We start from the raw sequence: 17,850 nt of genomic DNA on the forward strand, positions 1-17,850 counted from the left end.
CATGGACACCCTGCTGATGGACGGACTCGTCGAGACCTCGGAGCAGCAAGCGGCCCGCCCCTGGCGGCGCTTCGCGCCCGGCGTCTGGCAGCAAGAGGTCAACGTCCGCGACTTCATCATCCGCAACGTTCAGCCCTATGAGGGCGACCGCGCCTTCCTGACCGACGCGACGGAGCGGACCAAGGCCCTGTGGGCCAAGGTCACCGAATTGCTGAAGGCGGAGCGCGCGGCCAAGGGTGGCGTGCTGGACGTGTCCAGCGAGGTGTTCTCCTCCATCACCGCCCACGCGCCGGGCTACATCGACAAGGATCTGGAGGTCGTCGTCGGCCTTCAGACGGATAAGCCCCTGAAGCGCGCCGTCATGCCCTTCGGCGGCTGGCGCATGGTCAAGAACAGCCTGGAGGCCTACGATTTCCCGGTGCCGCCGGCGCTTGAGGAGGTCTTCCCGAACCTGCGCAAGACGCACAACGACGGCGTCTTCGACGTCTATTCGGAAGAGGCGCTGAAGTGCCGCAAGTCCGGCGTCATCACCGGCCTTCCGGACGCCTACGGCCGCGGCCGCATCATCGGCGACTACCGCCGCGTCGCGCTCTACGGCGCGACCTTCCTGATCGCCGACAAGAAGGCCCAGTTCAAGAGCCTGGAGCTTGACCGGCTGGACGAGAACGCCCTGCGGCTGCGCGAGGAAATCTCCGAGCAGGTCAAGGCGCTGAAGGGATTGGTCGCGATGGCCAAGTCCTACGGCTTCGACGTCAGCCGCCCGGCGGCGAACGCCCGCGAGGCGGTGCAGTGGACCTACCTCGCCTATCTGGCGGCGGTGAAAGAGGCCAACGGCGCCGCCATGTCGCTCGGCCGCGTGTCCAGCTTCCTCGACGTCTACATCGAGCGCGACCTGCGCGACGGCAGCCTCACCGAAGCCGAGGCGCAGGAGTTGATCGACCAGTTCGTGATGAAGCTTCGCCTCGTGCGCTTCCTGCGCACGCCGGAATACGACCAGCTCTTCTCCGGCGACCCGACCTGGGTGACGGAGTGCGTCGGCGGCATGGCTCTGGACGGCCGCACCCTGGTCACCAAGAACAGCTTCCGCATCCTCAACACGCTGAACAACCTCGGCCCGGCGCCGGAGCCCAACCTGACCGTCCTGTGGTCGGAGAAGCTGCCGGAGGGCTTCAAGGCCTTCTGCGCGGAGACCTCGATCAAGACCTGCTCCGTCCAGTACGAGAGCGACGACCTGATGCGCCCGTACTGGGGCGACGACTACGGCATCGCCTGCTGTGTGTCGGCCATGCGCATCGGCAAGCAGATGCAGTTCTTCGGCGCCCGCGCCAACCTCGCCAAGACCCTGCTCTACGCCATCAACGGCGGCCGCGACGAGCTGTCGGGCGAGCAGGTCGGCCCGGCCACCGCGCCGATCACCGGCGAGGTGCTCGACTACGACGAGGTGATGGCCCGCTTCCAGCCGATGATGGAGTGGCTGGCCCGCGTCTACATGAACGCGCTGAACGCCATCCACTACATGCACGACAAGTACATGTACGAGCGGCTGGAGATGGCCCTGCACGACCGCGACATCCTGCGCACCATGGCCTGCGGCATCGCCGGGCTGAGCGTGGTCGCGGACAGCCTGTCGGCGATCAAGCACGCCACGGTGAAGGTCGTCCGTGACGAGCGCGGGCTGGCGACCGACTTCGTGATCGAGGGCGAGTACCCGGCCTTCGGCAACAACGACGAGCGGGTGGACGCCATCGCGCGCTGGGCGGTGGAGGCGTTCATGGGTATGCTGCGCAAGCAGAAGGCCTACCGCGACGCCACGCCGACGCAGTCGGTGCTGACGATCACCAGCAACGTGGTGTACGGCAAGAAGACCGGCAACACGCCGGACGGGCGCAAGGCGGGCGAGCCGTTCGCGCCCGGCGCCAACCCGATGCACGGGCGGGACAAGAAGGGCGCCATGGCCTCCATGGCGTCGGTGGCGAAGCTGCCCTATGCGCACGCGCAGGACGGCATCAGCTACACCTTCACCATCGTGCCCGGCGCGCTCGGCCGCACGGAGGGCGAGCGGGTGGACAACCTGGTTGGTCTGCTCGACGGCTACTTCGGGCAGGGCGGGCACCACATCAACGTCAACGTGTTCGACCGCGAGACGCTGCTGCACGCCATGGACCATCCGGAGCTGTACCCGCAGCTGACCATCCGCGTGTCCGGCTACGCCGTCAACTTCATCAAGCTGACCCGCGAGCAGCAGCTCGACGTCATCAGCCGCACCTTCCACAAGGCGAACTGAGTGTTCGGCGGCGCCCGCCCCGTCACGTTGGCGGGCGCCGCGGACCCAGCGCTTCTCCTCATCCACTCATCTCCATAGGGAACCGGCGAGCATTCGCGCCGGACGACAGACGCCATGAGCGCCATCACCAACATCCACGCCCGCGAGATCCTCGACAGCCGCGGCAACCCGACCGTGGAGGTCGACGTCCTGCTGGAATCCGGCGCCTTCGGCCGCGCCGCGGTTCCCTCGGGCGCCTCGACCGGCGCGCACGAGGCGGTCGAGCTGCGCGACGGCGACAAGTCCCGTTACGGCGGCAAGGGCGTGCTGAAGGCCGTCCAGGCCGTCAACGGCGAGATCGCCGAGGCACTCACCGGCGCGGACGCCGGTGCCCAGCGCGCAATCGATCTGGCGATGATTGCGCTGGACGGCACGCCGAACAAGGGCCGGCTGGGCGCCAACGCCATCCTCGGCGTGTCGCTGGCCGTCGCCAAGGCTGCGGCGGAAGAGGCCGCGCTGCCGCTGTTCCGCTACGTCGGCGGCGCGTTTGCCACGCTGCTGCCGGTGCCGATGATGAACATCATCAACGGCGGCGCCCACGCCGACAACCCGATCGACATCCAGGAGTTCATGATCATGCCGGTCGGCGCCACCTCCGGCGCCGAGGCCGTCCGCATGGGCTCGGAGATCTTCCAGGCGCTCAAGAAGAAGCTCAAGGACGCCGGCCACAACACCAACGTCGGCGACGAGGGCGGCTTCGCCCCCAACCTCGCCTCCACCGACGAGGCGCTCGGCTTCGTCATGAAGGCCGTCGAGGCCGCCGGCTACAAGCCCGGCGACGACGTCATGCTGGCGCTCGACGCCGCCTCGACCGAGTTCTTCAAGAACGGCAAGTACGAGCTGGCCGGCGAGGGCAAGTCGCTGGCGCCCGAGCAGATGGTCGCCTACTGGGCGGACCTGGTCGGCCGCTACCCGATCATCTCGATCGAGGACGGCATGGCCGAGGACGACTGGGAGGGCTGGAAGGCCCTGACCGACGCCATCGGCAACAAGGTGCAGCTGGTCGGCGACGACCTGTTCGTGACCAACCCGGCGCGCCTGGCCGAGGGCATCAAGAAGGGCGTCGGCAACTCGATCCTGGTCAAGGTCAACCAGATCGGCACGCTGTCGGAGACGCTGGAGGCCGTGGACATGGCGCACAAGGCCGGCTACACCGCCGTTCTGTCGCACCGCTCCGGCGAGACCGAGGACAGCACCATCGCCGACCTCGCCGTCGCCACCAACTGCGGCCAGATCAAGACCGGCTCGCTGAGCCGTTCGGACCGTCTGGCCAAGTACAACCAGCTGATCCGCATCGAGGAGATGCTGGGCACCGCATCCCGCTTCGCCGGCCGCGGCATCCTCAAGGCCCGCGGCTAAGGCGGCGGCACCTCCGGCGGCCTGCGACATAGTGTCCAGAGCCGCCGGAGACGGCCGATGTCGCTGTCAAAACGACTGATATATTAGTAAACATTCTGCTGCGACGCCCGGTCGAACCCGCACATCCGGGCGCATCAAAGACACCGCGCGACGCGCCTTCCCCACCTCGTCCGGCCAACCTGCCGGACCCTGGAAATCAAGGCGCGCACCGGGAGGAATCGGCTGAAACGGGCAGCAAGCCTTCGTCATTTCGACCGGAGTTTGGAACAATGAATGCCAATGGTGAACTCGACGGCAACGGCCAGGCGGCCCCGATCGAGAACGTCACCTTCGACGAGATCCAGATCGGCCAGACCGCGAGCCTCGCGCGCACGCTGACCGTCATGGACGTCGAACTGTTCGCCACCGTGTCGGGCAACATCGACCCGGTCCACTTCGACGCGAAGTTTGCCGCCGACTGCCGCTTCCCGAAGGTCATCGGCCACGGCATGTGGTCGGGCGCGCTGATCTCCGGCGTGCTGGGCACGCAGTTGCCGGGCGCCGGGACGATCTACGCCGGCCAGGACCTGCGCTTCAAGCGCCCGGTCGGCCTGGGCGACGTCGTCACCGCCACGGTGACCGTCCGCGAGAAGCGCGCCGACAAGAACATCGTCGTCTTCGACTGCCTGTGCACCAACCAGGACGGCGAGGTCGTCGTCACCGGCACCGCCGAGGTGGTCGCCCCGACCAAGAAGGTACGCCGCGCCGCCCAGGAGCTGCCGCGGATCCAGATGATCCGCCACGACAAGCACGACGCGCTGCTGCACAAGTGCGACGAGCTGCCGCCGGTCCCGACCGCCGTGGCCCACCCCTGCGACGAAAGCTCCCTGCGCGGCGCCGTCGAAGCGGCCGAAGCCGGGCTGATCGACCCGATCCTGGTCGGCCCGGCCGCCAAGATCCGCGCGCTGGCCGCCAACCACGGCCTGGACATCGCCCGCTACCGTCTGGTCGACGTGGAGCACAGCCACGCCGCCGCCGCTGCCGCCGTGGCGCTCGCCCGCAATGGCGAGGCCGAGGCGGTGATGAAGGGCAGCCTGCACACCGACGAGCTGATGGCCGAGGTCGTCCGCAAGGAGACCGGCCTGCGCACCGCGCGCCGGATCAGCCACGTCTTCGTGATGAACGTCCCGACCTACCCGCGCGCCCTGCTGATCACCGACGCGGCGATCAACATCTACCCGACGCTGGAGGACAAGGCCCACATCGTCCAGAACGCGATCGATCTGGCGAAGGTCCTGGGTGTGGAGACTCCGCGCGTTGCCATCCTGTCGGCGGTGGAAACGCTGAACCCGAAGATCGCCACGACGTTGGAAGCGGCCGCACTCTGCAAGATGGCCGACCGCGGCCAGATCAAGGGGGGCATCCTCGACGGCCCGCTGGCCTTTGACAACGCCATCAGCGCCGAGGCCGCGCGGATCAAGGGCATCAATTCCCCCGTCTCCGGCCAGGCCGACATCCTGCTGGTCCCGGACCTGGAGGCCGGCAACATGCTGGCCAAGCAGCTGTCCTTCCTCGCCAACGCCGACGCCGCCGGCATCGTGCTGGGCGCCCGCGTGCCGGTCATCCTGACCAGCCGCGCCGACAACGTCCGCACGCGGCTTGCCAGCTGCGCTGTCGCCTCGCTGGTCGCGGCGTCGCGCCGCCGCCCGGCCGTCGCCGCTCTCGCCGCAGAGTGAGTATGCAATCATGTCTCAACCCAAATCCCTGCGCGACGCCTATCTCATCATCAACGCAGGCTCCTCCAGCCTGAAATTCTCGGTCTTCTGCGGCGCCGGCAAGGCGGAGCTGGAAGCGGTGCTGTCCGGCCAGATCTCCGGCATCGGCACTGAGCCGAAGTTCGAGGCGAAGGACGCGCAGCGCCGCGTCCTGGCCGACGGCGCCATGGACGAGGTGGCTCCCGGCGACCGCGCCGGCCTGCTCGGCTTCCTGCTCAGCTGGATGCGGCACGAGCTGAAGGACACGCGCCTCGTCGCCGCCGGCCACCGCGTCGTGCACGGCGGCACCCGCTTCGCCACGCCGGTGCGCATCACGCCGCAGGTGCTGGCCGAGTTGGAAGGCCTGATCCCGCTGGCCCCGCTGCACCAGCCGCATAACATCGCCGCCATGGCGGCGCTGGCCGAGGTCTATCCGGAGCTGCCGCAGGTCGCCTGCTTCGACACCGCCTTCCACCAGACGCGGCCCTGGCAGGCGCAGACCTTCGCCATCCCCCGCGAACTGACCGAGGAGGGCGTGCGCCGCTACGGCTTCCACGGCCTGTCCTACGAGTACATCGCCCAGCGCCTGCCGCAGATCGCGCCGGAGCTGGCCGACGCCCGCGTGGTCGTCTGCCACCTTGGCAGCGGGTCGAGCCTGTGCGCGATGCGCGCCGGCAAGAGCATGGATACGACCATGGGCTTCACCGCGCTGGACGGTCTGCCGATGGGCACGCGGCCGGGCAACATCGACCCCGGCGTGCTGATCTACCTGATGCGCGAGAAGGGCATGGGGGCGGACGCACTGGAAAAGCTGCTGTACCACAAGTCCGGCCTGCTCGGCGTCTCCGGCGTGTCGAACGACATGCGCGCGCTGCTCGATTCCGAAAGCCCGCAGGCGGCGGAGGCGGTGGAGCTGTTCTGCTTCCAGGTCGCCAAGCAGGCGACGGCGCTCGCCACCGCCATGGGCGGGCTGGACGCGGTGGTCTTCACCGCAGGCGTGGGCGAGAACTCCGCCCCGGTGCGGGCGCGGGTGGCGGAGAAGCTGGCCTGGCTCGGCGTGAAGCTGGACGGAGCGGCCAACCGGGCCAAGGCAACGCGCATCTCCGCCGCGGAAAGCCGCGTTCCCGTCTTCGTCATCCCGACCGACGAGGAGCGCATGATCGCCAGCCACACGCTCGACCTGCTGGCAAACGCCACCGGGGCCGCCGCCGCGGCACCGCTTCCCGTCGCCGCCGAATAGGCGACGGGCGCAGTGTGGAGCCGGGGTCGCTCCCGACGTCCCCGGCTCCACGCAGTCTCCGCACGGCCACAGCGGCCGAACGCGGACGACGGAGGACAACACGCAATGGAAGTGTTCTTTTCCATCCTGTACCTGATCGGACTGGCGTCCTTCATGATGGGGCTCCACGCCCTGCCCCGCCTTGAGACCGAGCGGCGCGGCGTGCGCTGGCTGAGCGTCGGTGTGGTCAGCTTCGCGGCGATCGTCGTCGCCGGGCTGATCGACCATGGGACGGTCGATTCCGTCCTGGAGCTGATGGCCGGCCTCGCCATCGCCATGGCGGCGGTCGTCGCCGTCAACCAGCGCGTCCTGAAGTGGCGCAACCCGCCGATGACCTAAACCCCCTCGCCCGCCTCCCTCTCCCTGCGGAGCAGGGAGAGGGGTTGGAGACCATCACCGCAACGCCCGTTCCAGCGCGTCAACGAACAGCCGGACCTTCGGCGGCACGAAGCGGGAGGACGGGTGGACCGCCCAGATCGCCAGCGGTTCCAATTCGCCATCGGCGAGGTCGATGGGAACGAGGCGCCCGGCGGCGACCTCCTCCCGCACGTCCCAGCCGGAGAGGATGGCGATGCCGGCGCTGGACAGGCAGATCTCGCGCAAGCCCTCGATGGAGTTGGCTGTGAAGCGCCCCTGCACCCGGACGCGCTGGGTGCGCCCGCCCGCCTGAAAGGACCAGTGCGTCGTCCCGGTCAGGGTCAGGCACTGGTGTCCGCCGAGGTCGGCGATGACACCGGGCGTCCCATGTGCCTCCAGGTAGAACGGCGTCGCGTAGAGCGCGCGGGGGTTGGGCGCCACGCGGCGTGCGATCAGGCCGCTGTCTTTCAGCGGCGCGATGCGGATCGCCAAGTCGATCCCCTGCCCCACGATGTCGACCTGCGTGTCGGTCAGCAGCAGGTCCACCGACACCTGCGGATTCGCGCGCAGGAATTCCCCCACCAGCGGCGTCACCACCTTGCGCCCGAAGGCCGCCGAGGCGGTCAGCCGCAGCAGGCCGGAGGCGCCGGCGCTGGACGGGCGGACGCTGGCCCGCGCCGCGGCCTCGTTCTCCAGCATCGCCTGCGCGTAGGGCAGGAACGCCTCCCCCTCCGGCGTCAGGGCGAGCGAGCGCGTTGTCCGCTGCATCAGCCGCGCGCCGACGTCCGCCTCCAGTGCGGCGAGCCGGCGCGTCGCCATCAAGGGCGATATGCCCAGGCGGCGCGCTGCGGCGGCGAGGCTGCCGGCGTGCGCGGCTTCGACCAAGACAGCGAGGGTGGTGTGGTCCATTGCTTCATGAATTGAATGACAGGCACTTCATATTGGCTCACTAAATCATTTCATGAAAGCGGATTAGGTTTGTGTCCACGAGATTGGACCGCGAGGCTCCGGCCCCCTTCAGGGTTTTGACCGGTTCCCCGCAAGACCCAAGGACACCGCATCATGAGCATCTCCGACACAATGCCGCTCCGCGCACGGAAGGAGGAGCGTCCCGCAAAGGGCGTTCTCGGGCGCGGGCTGACCTTCGCGCTGGCCGCCGCCACGGGGGTGGCCGTCGCCAACATCTACTACAACCAGCCCATGCTGGGCCTGATCGAGCACGACCTGCCCGGCTCCCTGTCGGGCATGATCCCCACCGCGACGCAGCTCGGCTACGCGGTCGGGCTGGTGCTGCTGGTGCCGCTCGGCGATCTTGTGGAGCGGCGCCGGCTGATCGTCGGGCAGTTCCTGCTGCTGGCCGCGGCGCTCGCCGTGACCGCGACGGCGGGAAGCGCCGGCCTGCTGCTCGCCGCGTCGTTGCTGCTCGGGCTGTCGGCGACGGTGGCGCAGCAGATCGTGCCCTTCGCCGCGCATCTGGCCTCGCCGGAAAAGCGGGGTGCGGTGGTCGGGACGGTGATGGCCGGCCTGCTGACCGGTATCCTGCTCAGCCGCACCCTGGCTGGCTTCGTGGCGACGCATGGCGGTTGGCGGGAGATGTTCTGGCTGGGCGTCCCGCTGGCGCTGGGGGCCGGCGCGCTGATGGCATCCACCCTGCCGCGCAGCCATCCGAACGCGGACATCCGCTACCCGGCGCTGATGCGATCCATCGTCCACCTGTGGCTGGAATTCCCGGCGCTGCGCCTGGCCTCCATCACCCAGGGCCTGCTGTTCGCCGCCTTCACCGTCTTCTGGACCATCCTCGCCCTGCGCCTGGAAGAACCGCAATTCCAGTTGGGCGCCGACGTGGCCGGCCTGTTCGGCGTCGTCGGGGCGGTCGGCATCCTCGCCGCCCCGGTGGCCGGGCGGATCGCCGACAAGCGCGGCCCGCATGGGGTGATCGTTCTGGGAACGGTGCTGACGCTGGTGTCCTGGATGCTGTTCGGCCTGTGGACCTCCATCACCGGGATGATCGTCGGCGTGGTGCTGCTGGACTTCGCGATGCAGTCGGCGCTGGTGTCCAACCAGCACATCATCTTCGCCCTGCGCCCCGAGGCGCGCGCCCGGATCAACACCGTCTTTATGGGCACGATGTTCCTGGGCGGCGCGATCGGGTCCAGCACCGCGACGCTCGCCTGGAATGCGGGGGGCTGGACCGCGGTGTCGGGGCTGGGCGTCGCGCTGGCGGCGGTGGCCACCGTCCTCCAGCTGGTCGGCCGCCGGCGGGCGGCGTAAACACCTGACGAACGAAGGCCCTGCTCCCCCGGGAGCAGGGCCTTTTTGCATGGATGGGTGACAACCCTCGTCAGCGCGCTTCCGCCTCCAACAGGGCCTGCACCGCGCGTTGCAGGAGGCGCGGCGTGATCGGTTTGTGCACGATAGTAAGGCCCAGCCGGGCGGCGTCGCGCTCGCACTCCACGCCGATCTCGCCGGTGAGGATGATTCCCGGCACGGGCTGGCCGACCTGTTCGCGGATGCGCGCGACGGCATCGGTTCCAACCTGCCGGTCGCGCAGACGGTAGTCGGCGACGATGAGGTCGGGGGGCCGCGTTGTGCCGCCCAGGCGTTCCAGCGCCTGCTCGGCCGATCCGGCGACGATGACGTCGTAGCCCCATTCGCGGAAGGTCGTCCGCAGCCCCATCAGCACGATCACGTCGTCGTCGATCAGCACGGCCAAGCGCCCTTGGCCCTCGGTCGGCTGCATCGGCTCCGGAACCGGTGGCGGTGGGAGCGCGGCCTCCCCGACTGCCCGCGGAACATCGACCGAGAACAGCGATCCACGGCCCGGTTCCGACGTGACGTGCACGGGATGGTTCAGCAGCCGCGACAGGCGCTGGACGATGGCGAGGCCAAGCCCCAAACCCTGGCTGCGGTCGCGTTCCGGGTTGCCGACCTGGTGGAACTCCTCGAACACCTTGCCCAGTTGCTTCCCCGAGATGCCGATGCCGCTGTCGCGCACCCGGATGGCGATGCCGTCCCGGACGGCTTCGCAAGTCACCCGCACATGGCCCCGCTCGGTGTAGCGGATGGCGTTCTCGACGAGGTTGCGCAGCATGCGCCCCAGCAGCAGCCGGTCGCTGTGCACCGCGAGGCCGCCACCCTGCTCGACCTGGAACGCCAACCCCTTGCTGGCGGCGATCGGCGCGTAGGAGGCGTTGATCTCGTCCAGCAGCGGACCCAGCGCGAAATCGGCCAGTTGCGGAACGATCACGCCGGCGTCCAGGCGGGAGACGTCCAGCAGGCTGTCGAGCAGATTCTTCAGCGTGTCGAGCGCGCGTTCCAGCGAGGCCAGCGGAACGTGCCCCTTGTCGTCGGCGATGTGGCGGTGCAGCACCCCCGCGAACAGGAGCGCGGATTGGAGCGGCTGGCGCAGGTCGTGGCTGGTGGCGGCCAGGAACTTCGATTTGGACAGGTTGGCCTCGTCGGCGTTCGCCTTGGCCTCGCGAAGCGCCTCCTCCAGGGATTTGCGGTCGGTGATGTCCAAGAGGAGGCCGCTGAACTGCACGGGCATTCCGGAGTCGTCGTAGCGGATGCGCCCGATGGAGGTCACCCACCGGATGCCGCCGTCCGGCAGGATAATCCGGTATTCCAGGCGGGCGTCCAGCTTCCGCTCCGCGACCAGCCGGTCCCATTCGGCAAAACCGTGGGGCACGAGGTCGTCGGGATGGACGATGCGCATCCAGGTTTCGGTGGTCGCCTCGCTCTCCCGCGGATCGAGCCCCAGAATCCGGCAGCTTTCCTCCGACCATGTTCCGCGGCCGGCCGTCATGTCCCAATCGAACGTCCCGGCCTTGGCGGATTCCAGCGCGAGACTCAGATGGTCCTTGCTCCGGCGCAGGTCCTCCTCGGCCCGGCGGCGCCGGCTGATGTCGAGCAGATAGACCGTCAGGCCATCGTCCGTGGGAAAGGCGCGCATCCAGTACCAGCGCCGCGTCCGCACGCCCCAGAACTCGGAATCCGTGGGCACCCGCCGTTCCATCGCCTCCACCGACTTCGCGTGCATGGGATCGTTCTTCAATTCGGGAAAAACGTCCCACAGCCGCTGGCCGACAAGGTTGAAATCCCGCGCCAGCAACGACTTGGCCCGGTCGTTCAGGTAGGTGATGCGCCAGTTGCGGTCGAATTCGAGGACGCCGTCCACCGTGCTGCCCAACACCCGTGAGGCCTGCAGCGCGCTCTGTTCCGCCTGCATGCGCACGCGCAGGAACCGACGGGTTCCCCACAGCGCGGCAAGCGCCGCCGCCAGCAGAAGGACGACGAAGATCGCGCTCGTCCGCAGCGTTGCCGCGTTCACCGAACGCATCGCCACGGCCTTGTCGAGGCTGACGTGGATGTAGAGATCCCGGACGCCGACCTGAACCGGGGAGTAGGCGGTGATCCGCTGAACTCCGTCCAGCCCCTGGGCTTCCAACACGCCTTTGGAACTTCCGCCCAGCATGGGTGCGAAACGCTCCGGAAGCGGTTGCCCGGCAAGGTTCGGAAGCTCCGGAACGCGCGTGATGATGGTGCCGTTCCGGTCGGCGAACAGCACGGCGGCGTTCTGCGGAAGCGGCTTCTGCGCGAAATACTGTTCCAGCCACCCGACGTCGAGCAGGACGGTCACGATCCCGACCCGCGCGCCGTCCGGCCCGGTGTAGGCAAGCGCAAAGGGGATGGCCGGCCGGCCGGTGGTCCTGGCCAGCATGAAGGCGCCCGTCGCCACCTCGCCGGTTTGCAGGGTTTCGGCGCGGTAGGGGCGGTCGGCCACCGATTTGCCCAGGGCCGGCGGCTCCGTCGAACACCAGACCACGCCCGCCTCGTCGGACAGGTGGATGGTCAGGTAGCTCGGGTACTTCGCCCGGATGCGCGCCATGGTGTCCTGGCACAGCGGCGCCGGCATGCGGCCGACGCCCGTTTCCACCAGCGCGACGAGGAGATGGCGGACGTCCTCGATGATCCGTTCCTGCTCGGCCTCGACCAGATCCAGAAGACGGCTCGCTTCCTGCCGCACTTCCGCCTCGCGCGTGTCGCGGAGTTGGAATATTCCCAGAATCTCGAAGACCAGAAGCGGGAAAACGACGAACAAGAACAACGCAAGGAAGTGCTTCAGTGACCATCCGGGGCGGCTGGCCATATCGGATGATTTCACGAACGCCTCCCCGCTTTGTTCTTTTTATATCATGAGCTTGCCACGCCGCGGCTGGAAACGGAATGCATTCTTTTCCACTGGCCGATCGTGGATCTATCCATTGGTGGCGCTTTGCATGGAGCGCTCTCACTTCACGCATTGCAAAGCGGCTGCAACAATCGCATCGGCGGCGCTTGCCATCGCACCCCACACGCCAGGATGAGCATCCGAACAGGATGTCGAGAAAAGGAGTTCCCGTTTGGCACCCCGCCGGCCGACGAGGTGGGATTACAGACCCTCGCGCCGAACGCGAACCACCCAGCTTCGGGAGCCCTGGAAGACCTTGGCTTCCGCCATCCCGCCGTTGCCGTCACGGGACAGGCTGATCAGCTTCGCCCCGCGGCGGACCGCGCCGAAAGCCGGATGCCCGGCGAGATCGGCGTCTTGGATGTCGTTGCGATCCACCGGCCCGGCGACGCGCACCGGCGTTCCGATCGGCGCGGCACCGGGCAGTCCCCCGGACCGGCCGGACACCAGCGTGACGCCCGGCGCGTCCTTCGTCCGGGCGTAGAACAGGTGGTTCCCGATCCGCGTGACGAGACGCAGGCCGGCGTCCCCGCTCCAGTCCGGGGCCACGCTGTCGGCGTGGAAATAGAGCGCGCCCAGGCTGGGGTCCGGCAGCGGGGCCATGGCGGCGGGAGCCAGGGTCGACATCGCGCGGGCGGCGAGGCCCATTGCCTTGTCCCAAGCGGCCGGCTCCGTCACGCGGTCGGAGCGATCATCGAGCGTCCAGGAAAATTGCGCGACCGTACGGCCTGTCCGGTAATCGCGCCCCTTCTCCCACACGACCTCGCAGATGGATTTCGGGAAGTCCGCGGTGCGCAGCCGGTTGAGCGTCACCATGGCGACGGCGAGTTGCCCCGGTTCCGGCTGGTCGCGGGCCTCGTGGTAGATGTTGCAGGCGAGGCAGGTCAGTTCGTCCTGCCGACGGGCGGCGCAATCGACGCCTTGGAAAGGGTCGGCGGTGGCCGTGCCGGGCGCGGCGAACAGCGCCAGCCATGCGATGCCGATCCACGGTCCCTGCCGCATGCGCTCCATAGCCTCCCCGCCCGCGCCTGTCGCAAACCCGGTTGCGCTCCCGGTGGCACTCCCGGTGGCACTTTAGGAACGATCGGTTGGATTTGTCTCGGATTCCATTGTTCTAGGATAAGACGCCGATCGCCGAACATTCGGAGTAGAACGCCGCCCGTTTATTACCCTTTCGGGTGAGGCGATCTGATCCTGTTTTGCCGAATTGACCCCTTTGCATCCACCCGGCCATCGTCACAATAGAATTTCGGGCGCGTTTTCAGCCGGTGGGAGCATCTCCATGACAGCGTGGGCCATCACAGGGCGGAGTTTGGTTCGGACGATCGGCATGACGGCCGCCGCCGCTGGCGCGCTGCTGCTGGCCGGATGCGCGGGTTTGATGGGGGCGTCGGACTCATCGGGCGCCATCATGCTGCGGCACACTCCGCCGGAACGGGTCCAGGGCTTGCTCGCCCAAGCCGAGAGCGACCTGCGCGACGGCCGCTTCCAGAACGCGCTGACCGGCTTTTCGACGGTGGTGCAGACGGAACCGGAGAACCGGCGCGCGCGCGTCGGCATGGCGGAGGCCTATCTGGCAAGCGGCAACGCGGAACTCGCCTTGAAAGGCTTCGACGGCCTGCTGGCGGAGACGCCGGACGACGCGCCCCTGCTGCAGGGCCGCGGCATCGCGCTTGCCCAGCAGGGCAAGGCGGACGCGGCTGAGGCGCCGCTCGCCGCCGCGGTGGCGGCCAACCCGTCGCTGTGGCGAAGCTGGAACGCGCTGGGCCGCGTCCATGACCTCCAGCAGAAATGGGACCGTGCCGACGCCGCCTACCGGCGCGCGCTGGAGATCAATCCGTCCGCCGCGTCGGTCTACAACAACCTCGGCTATTCGCTGCTTCTGCGCGGGCGGTACGCGGAGGCGGCGACGCAATTCGACCTGGCGCTGCGCCACGAGCCGGGCATGGCCGCCGCCCAGGACAACCTGGCCTTCGCGAACGCCCTGATGGGCCAATACGACCGCGCGCTGGCGGCGGTCCCGGCGGAGCGGGCACCGACCGCGCTGAACAACGTGGGATTTGCCGCCCTGGCGCGCGGCGACTACGGCACGGCGGAGAGCTACCTGATCCGGGCGGTGCAGGACAGTTCCCGACATTTCGGCACGGCCAACGAAAACCTGCGCTGGCTGACCTACCTCCGCAAGAACAGCCTGGACGCTCGCTGATTACACCCGGCGGGCTTCGCGCCGGGCGGCCTATCCGCGCGTTGTACGGGAACGGAGGCACCGTTTCCGGAACAGGGCGCGGATGGGCTGGCGCACATCGACGCTGGGCAGGCTGACCGCCGGCTGCATCGCGGCCGGCCTGCTGCTGTGCGGTCGCCCAGCGGGGGCCGAGGGAAGCGTGGACATCATCGACATCCACGGCCTGCGCCTGGAGGCGCCCGGCCAGCTCCGCCCGGGCGTTCGCGATGGAATTCTCACTCAGGCCGGCCGAGCCGCCGTGGCCGAAGCTTGGCGTCGGCGCTATCCCAACATCCGGCCGCCGTACCTGTCAGACCGCATGGTCGCCGATGCGGTGCGCCACATCGACCTGATCGATGAGACGATCGCCCCCGACGGCTACGCGGCCACGCTGGACGTCGCCGTCGCGATGGACGTCCTGCGCGTGGCCGCGGGACTGCCCGCCCCACCACCCATCCCGGTGCCCATCCCAGCGCCCAGCCCTGCGCCCACCATCATCACGGCTTCCGGCGCGGGCGTGCCCGCCGATGTGGGGCACGCGCCATCGGTGACACTTGCGCCGCCTCTTCCGCCCGCGGGCGTCGCGTCCGGCCCGCGCTGGCTGCACATCGGCCCGCCGGTATCGGACGGCCTGGGCACCGCCGGTTCCCCAGCCCTGTTGCCCATCGGGCGTTTCGCCGGCACCGGACGCCGGCACCCCGGCCTCCATTGCCTTTCCGCGACGGGCTGCGCGGCCGATTGAACCTTTTGCATAGCCATCGGACGTTTGACCATCGCCGTCTACTCCGCTGCGACGGCGGATTCGGGTAACCGCTGATCACGTTCGTCTAGCTGTTTGAGCGCATCCCTATCGGTCACATTTAATTCGAAAGCTAAGCATTATTTGCACACGAAGAATTCACGCAGAATTGGCCTGCGATATTCCTCGGAAATCCTGGGTTGAGGGGGATAACCGTGAAACCTGTCTCCGCGATCTTTTTGTCCGCGCTTGCCCTGTCCGGCGGCATCTCCGGCAATCTTTCGGCACAGACCGCGGTTCGCGTGGAATCCGCCGCCGCCCAGGTCTCGGGCGAAGTGCAGCTTCCCTTGAACAAGTCCCGCGTTATCCGCGTCGACCGCCCCGTGACGGACGTTCTCGTCGGCAACCCGCAGGTCGCCGACGTGATGGCCCTGTCCGACCGGTCGATTTATGTCCTGGGCAAAAGCCTGGGCTCCACGAACATCGTGCTGTACGGCGCCAACCGCTCGCTGATCTCGCTGATGGACGTGACGGTCACGCCCGACCTTCCCACCCTTCGGCAGCGGCTGCACGAGCTGATGCCGAACGAACGCGTGGAGGTGCGCGGCGCCAACGACGCGGTGGTGCTGAGCGGCACCGTGTCCAACGGCGAGCTGATGAAGCGGGCCGTGGCGGTGGCGGAGAACTTCGCGCCGGGCAAGGTCACCAACATGCTGGGCATGGCCGGCGGGCAGCAGGTGATGCTGGCTGTGCGCTTCGCCGAGGTGAAGCGGAACCTGGCCAAGCAGCTGGGGCTGAACACCAACATCCTGGTCGGCCGGGGCAACGACCAGCTGGCCTTCCGGTCCGGCTCGGTGCCCAACCTGACGCCCTTCGCCGCCGCGGCGGGGATGCTGAACTGGGGCAGCGTCAGCATCGACCTTCTTCTCGACGCGCTGGAGCAGAAGGGCATCGTGAAGACCCTGGCGGAGCCGAACCTGATCGCCATGTCCGGCGAAACGGCCAGCTTCCTGGCCGGTGGCGAGTTCCCGATCCCGGTCGGCACAAACTACCAGAACGGCACCAACTTCATCACCATCGAGTTCAAGCAGTTCGGCGTGAAGCTCGCCTTCACCCCAACGGTGCTTGGGAATGGGACGATCAACCTGCTGGTGGAACCGGAGGTCAGCGCCATCGACAAGACCAACGCCGTCGTGCTTCAGGGCACCGTCGTTCCCGGCCTGACCACCCGGCGGGCACGCACCACCGTCGACCTGCGGCACGGAGAAAGCTTCGCCATCGCCGGCCTGATCCAGAGCAACTTCACCGACGGCGTCAACCAGATGCCGGGCCTGGGGGACATCCCCGTCCTGGGCGCCCTGCTGCGCAGCAGTTCGTTCCAGCAGCAGGAGACGGAGCTGGTCATCATCGTGACGCCCTATCTCGTGCGCCCGACGCTCGCCGGGCAGTTGCGCCTGCCGACCGACAACGTCGCGCCGCCGCAGGCGATGGACCTGTTCCTGAAAGGCCGGATCGAGGGCGCGCGCCCCGGTCCCGCCGCCGCGGCCCCGGCTGCGGCCATGCCCGCCGGTGCCGGCCTGGCCGGTGATGTCGGTTACGTCCTGCGCTGAGGTGACGCCATGAAAAGCCTTCTTGCCTTGTCCGCGGCGGCCCTGCTCGTCGCCGGCTGCTCGTCGGAAATCCCCATCACCGGGTCGCCGGGGCTCGGCGACGCCGTGCGCAACAACATGGCCGCGCAGATCGTGCCGGTGCCGCCCTCCCCGCAGGCCGGCATGCCCATCGAGGTGCCGGCGCAGCGGACCTCGCTTGCCATCGAACGCTACATGAAGGGCGAGGTGACGCCGCTGCGCACGGAGTCCGCCAACTCCAAAAAGCAGTAACCCTCGCCAAATCGGCGATTTGCGCGTCGGCCGTCGGTCACACTATGACCGACGGCCTTTTACTTTGTACTCGATGCATTTTTATTGGTTGTTATTTTTGCGCAACCGGCAGCGAAAGATTGGCCAGCGGGTGCGGGGCACCGTGGCCGCGCGCGCCGCCAGCGGCGACAAGAATCCAACAACTGGTTGAATGGACACACATTCTTCTCTTGTTTTCATCATTCGCACACGACTCTTTGAGACCTAAGGGTTAATCATTGGACCGAAATTCCGGATCCATTCGCGTCGCCTCTCTGCAAAGGAGTGAACCGATTGAATTCTGGAACGAGTCTTTCGTGACGTCGCGCCGTTCAGTAATTCGAAATAAATTCTAATTCACCGGGGCAACGAAGCCTCGGAGGTTCCCGAAAAATCCATACTCACTCAGGAGATAGAAGTCATGAACAAGATCATCGCCAATGTCCGCTCCTCCTTCGGTCGTTTCGTTCGCGACGAGCGCGGCACCCAGCTGGTCGAAACGGCGGTGTGGATCGGCCTGATCACCGCGGCCGTGGTTACCGTCGTCTCCACCCTCGGCACCGAGACCAACAACGCCCTGACCTCCGTTTCCACCGCCCTGACCAAATACCAATGACCGGATACGCCTCGCGGCGGCTGGCATTCCCTGGCCGCCGCGATCCAACGTTCGGGCTCATCCCCTTCTTCACAAAGCCCCCTTTTCAAAAA

14 protein-coding genes are annotated in these 17,850 nt (G+C 67.9%); 11 read left to right on the plus strand and 3 right to left on the minus strand.

Features of this window, described 5'->3' with window-relative positions; translation table 11 throughout:
• Nucleotide 1 precedes the first annotated feature (1 nt).
• The 5 genes from pflB (at nucleotide 2) to M2351_RS16530 (ending at nucleotide 7,033) form a co-directional block, all read left to right on the plus strand.
• Nucleotides 2-2,284, plus strand: coding sequence for a formate C-acetyltransferase (pflB, locus tag M2351_RS16510; RefSeq protein WP_319801893.1), 2,283 nt, complete (start codon nucleotides 2-4; stop codon nucleotides 2,282-2,284).
• Nucleotides 2,285-2,398: 114 nt separating this feature from the next.
• Complete coding sequence (gene eno / locus M2351_RS16515) at nucleotides 2,399-3,682, plus strand: phosphopyruvate hydratase (protein WP_264657208.1); 1,284 nt, start codon at nucleotides 2,399-2,401, stop codon at nucleotides 3,680-3,682.
• 269 nt (nucleotides 3,683-3,951) lie between these two features.
• The gene (locus M2351_RS16520; RefSeq protein ID WP_264657209.1) at nucleotides 3,952-5,397 is read left to right on the plus strand and encodes a bifunctional enoyl-CoA hydratase/phosphate acetyltransferase; all 1,446 of its coding nucleotides are present in this window, start codon (nucleotides 3,952-3,954) and stop codon (nucleotides 5,395-5,397) included.
• Nucleotides 5,398-5,407: 10 nt separating this feature from the next.
• Nucleotides 5,408-6,655: an acetate/propionate family kinase gene (locus tag M2351_RS16525; protein WP_264657210.1), complete on the plus strand. Its 1,248-nt coding sequence runs from the start codon at nucleotides 5,408-5,410 to the stop codon at nucleotides 6,653-6,655.
• A gap of 105 nt (nucleotides 6,656-6,760) precedes the next feature.
• Nucleotides 6,761-7,033 carry a hypothetical protein gene (locus M2351_RS16530; protein ID WP_264657211.1) on the plus strand — a complete coding sequence of 91 codons (273 nt, stop codon included), beginning with the start codon at nucleotides 6,761-6,763 and terminating at the stop codon, nucleotides 7,031-7,033.
• Between the two features lie 54 nt (nucleotides 7,034-7,087).
• Here M2351_RS16530 and M2351_RS16535 read toward each other — a convergent pair whose 3' ends face one another.
• Nucleotides 7,088-7,960 carry a LysR family transcriptional regulator gene (locus M2351_RS16535; protein WP_264657212.1) on the minus strand — a complete coding sequence of 291 codons (873 nt, stop codon included), beginning with the start codon at nucleotides 7,958-7,960 and terminating at the stop codon, nucleotides 7,088-7,090.
• Between the two features lie 153 nt (nucleotides 7,961-8,113).
• On the opposite strand from M2351_RS16535, the gene M2351_RS16540 reads away from it, so the two are divergent.
• Nucleotides 8,114-9,322 (plus strand): MFS transporter, encoded by a 1,209-nt coding sequence (locus M2351_RS16540; RefSeq protein WP_264657213.1) that lies wholly within the window; start codon nucleotides 8,114-8,116, stop codon nucleotides 9,320-9,322.
• Nucleotides 9,323-9,392: 70 nt separating this feature from the next.
• Here M2351_RS16540 and M2351_RS16545 read toward each other — a convergent pair whose 3' ends face one another.
• Nucleotides 9,393-12,215 carry a hybrid sensor histidine kinase/response regulator gene (locus M2351_RS16545; RefSeq protein WP_264657214.1) on the minus strand — a complete coding sequence of 941 codons (2,823 nt, stop codon included), beginning with the start codon at nucleotides 12,213-12,215 and terminating at the stop codon, nucleotides 9,393-9,395.
• Nucleotides 12,216-12,482: 267 nt separating this feature from the next.
• Entirely contained in the window at nucleotides 12,483-13,283 is an 801-nt protein-coding gene (locus M2351_RS16550; protein WP_264657215.1) for a cell wall hydrolase, read from the minus strand.
• A 328-nt stretch (nucleotides 13,284-13,611) separates the two neighbouring features.
• On the opposite strand from M2351_RS16550, the gene M2351_RS16555 reads away from it, so the two are divergent.
• The 5 genes from M2351_RS16555 to M2351_RS16575 all read left to right on the plus strand — a co-directional run bounded on the left by M2351_RS16555 (nucleotide 13,612) and on the right by M2351_RS16575 (nucleotide 17,758).
• On the plus strand, nucleotides 13,612-14,487 hold the full coding sequence (locus M2351_RS16555) for a tetratricopeptide repeat protein (RefSeq protein WP_264657216.1): 876 nt from the start codon (nucleotides 13,612-13,614) through the stop codon (nucleotides 14,485-14,487).
• 178 nt (nucleotides 14,488-14,665) lie between these two features.
• Nucleotides 14,666-15,247, plus strand: a complete 582-nt coding sequence (locus M2351_RS16560; RefSeq protein WP_264657217.1) for a hypothetical protein — start codon at nucleotides 14,666-14,668, stop codon at nucleotides 15,245-15,247.
• A 212-nt stretch (nucleotides 15,248-15,459) separates the two neighbouring features.
• Nucleotides 15,460-16,854 (plus strand): type II and III secretion system protein family protein, encoded by a 1,395-nt coding sequence (locus M2351_RS16565; protein WP_264657218.1) that lies wholly within the window; start codon nucleotides 15,460-15,462, stop codon nucleotides 16,852-16,854.
• Nucleotides 16,855-16,863: 9 nt separating this feature from the next.
• Nucleotides 16,864-17,124 (plus strand): hypothetical protein, encoded by a 261-nt coding sequence (locus tag M2351_RS16570; RefSeq protein ID WP_264657219.1) that lies wholly within the window; start codon nucleotides 16,864-16,866, stop codon nucleotides 17,122-17,124.
• 439 nt (nucleotides 17,125-17,563) lie between these two features.
• Nucleotides 17,564-17,758 (plus strand): Flp family type IVb pilin, encoded by a 195-nt coding sequence (locus tag M2351_RS16575; RefSeq protein WP_264657220.1) that lies wholly within the window; start codon nucleotides 17,564-17,566, stop codon nucleotides 17,756-17,758.
• Nucleotides 17,759-17,850 lie beyond the last annotated feature (92 nt).

This window comes from Azospirillum canadense, assembly GCF_025961225.1.
In the GTDB taxonomy this organism is placed as follows: Bacteria; Pseudomonadota; Alphaproteobacteria; order Azospirillales; family Azospirillaceae; genus Azospirillum; species Azospirillum canadense.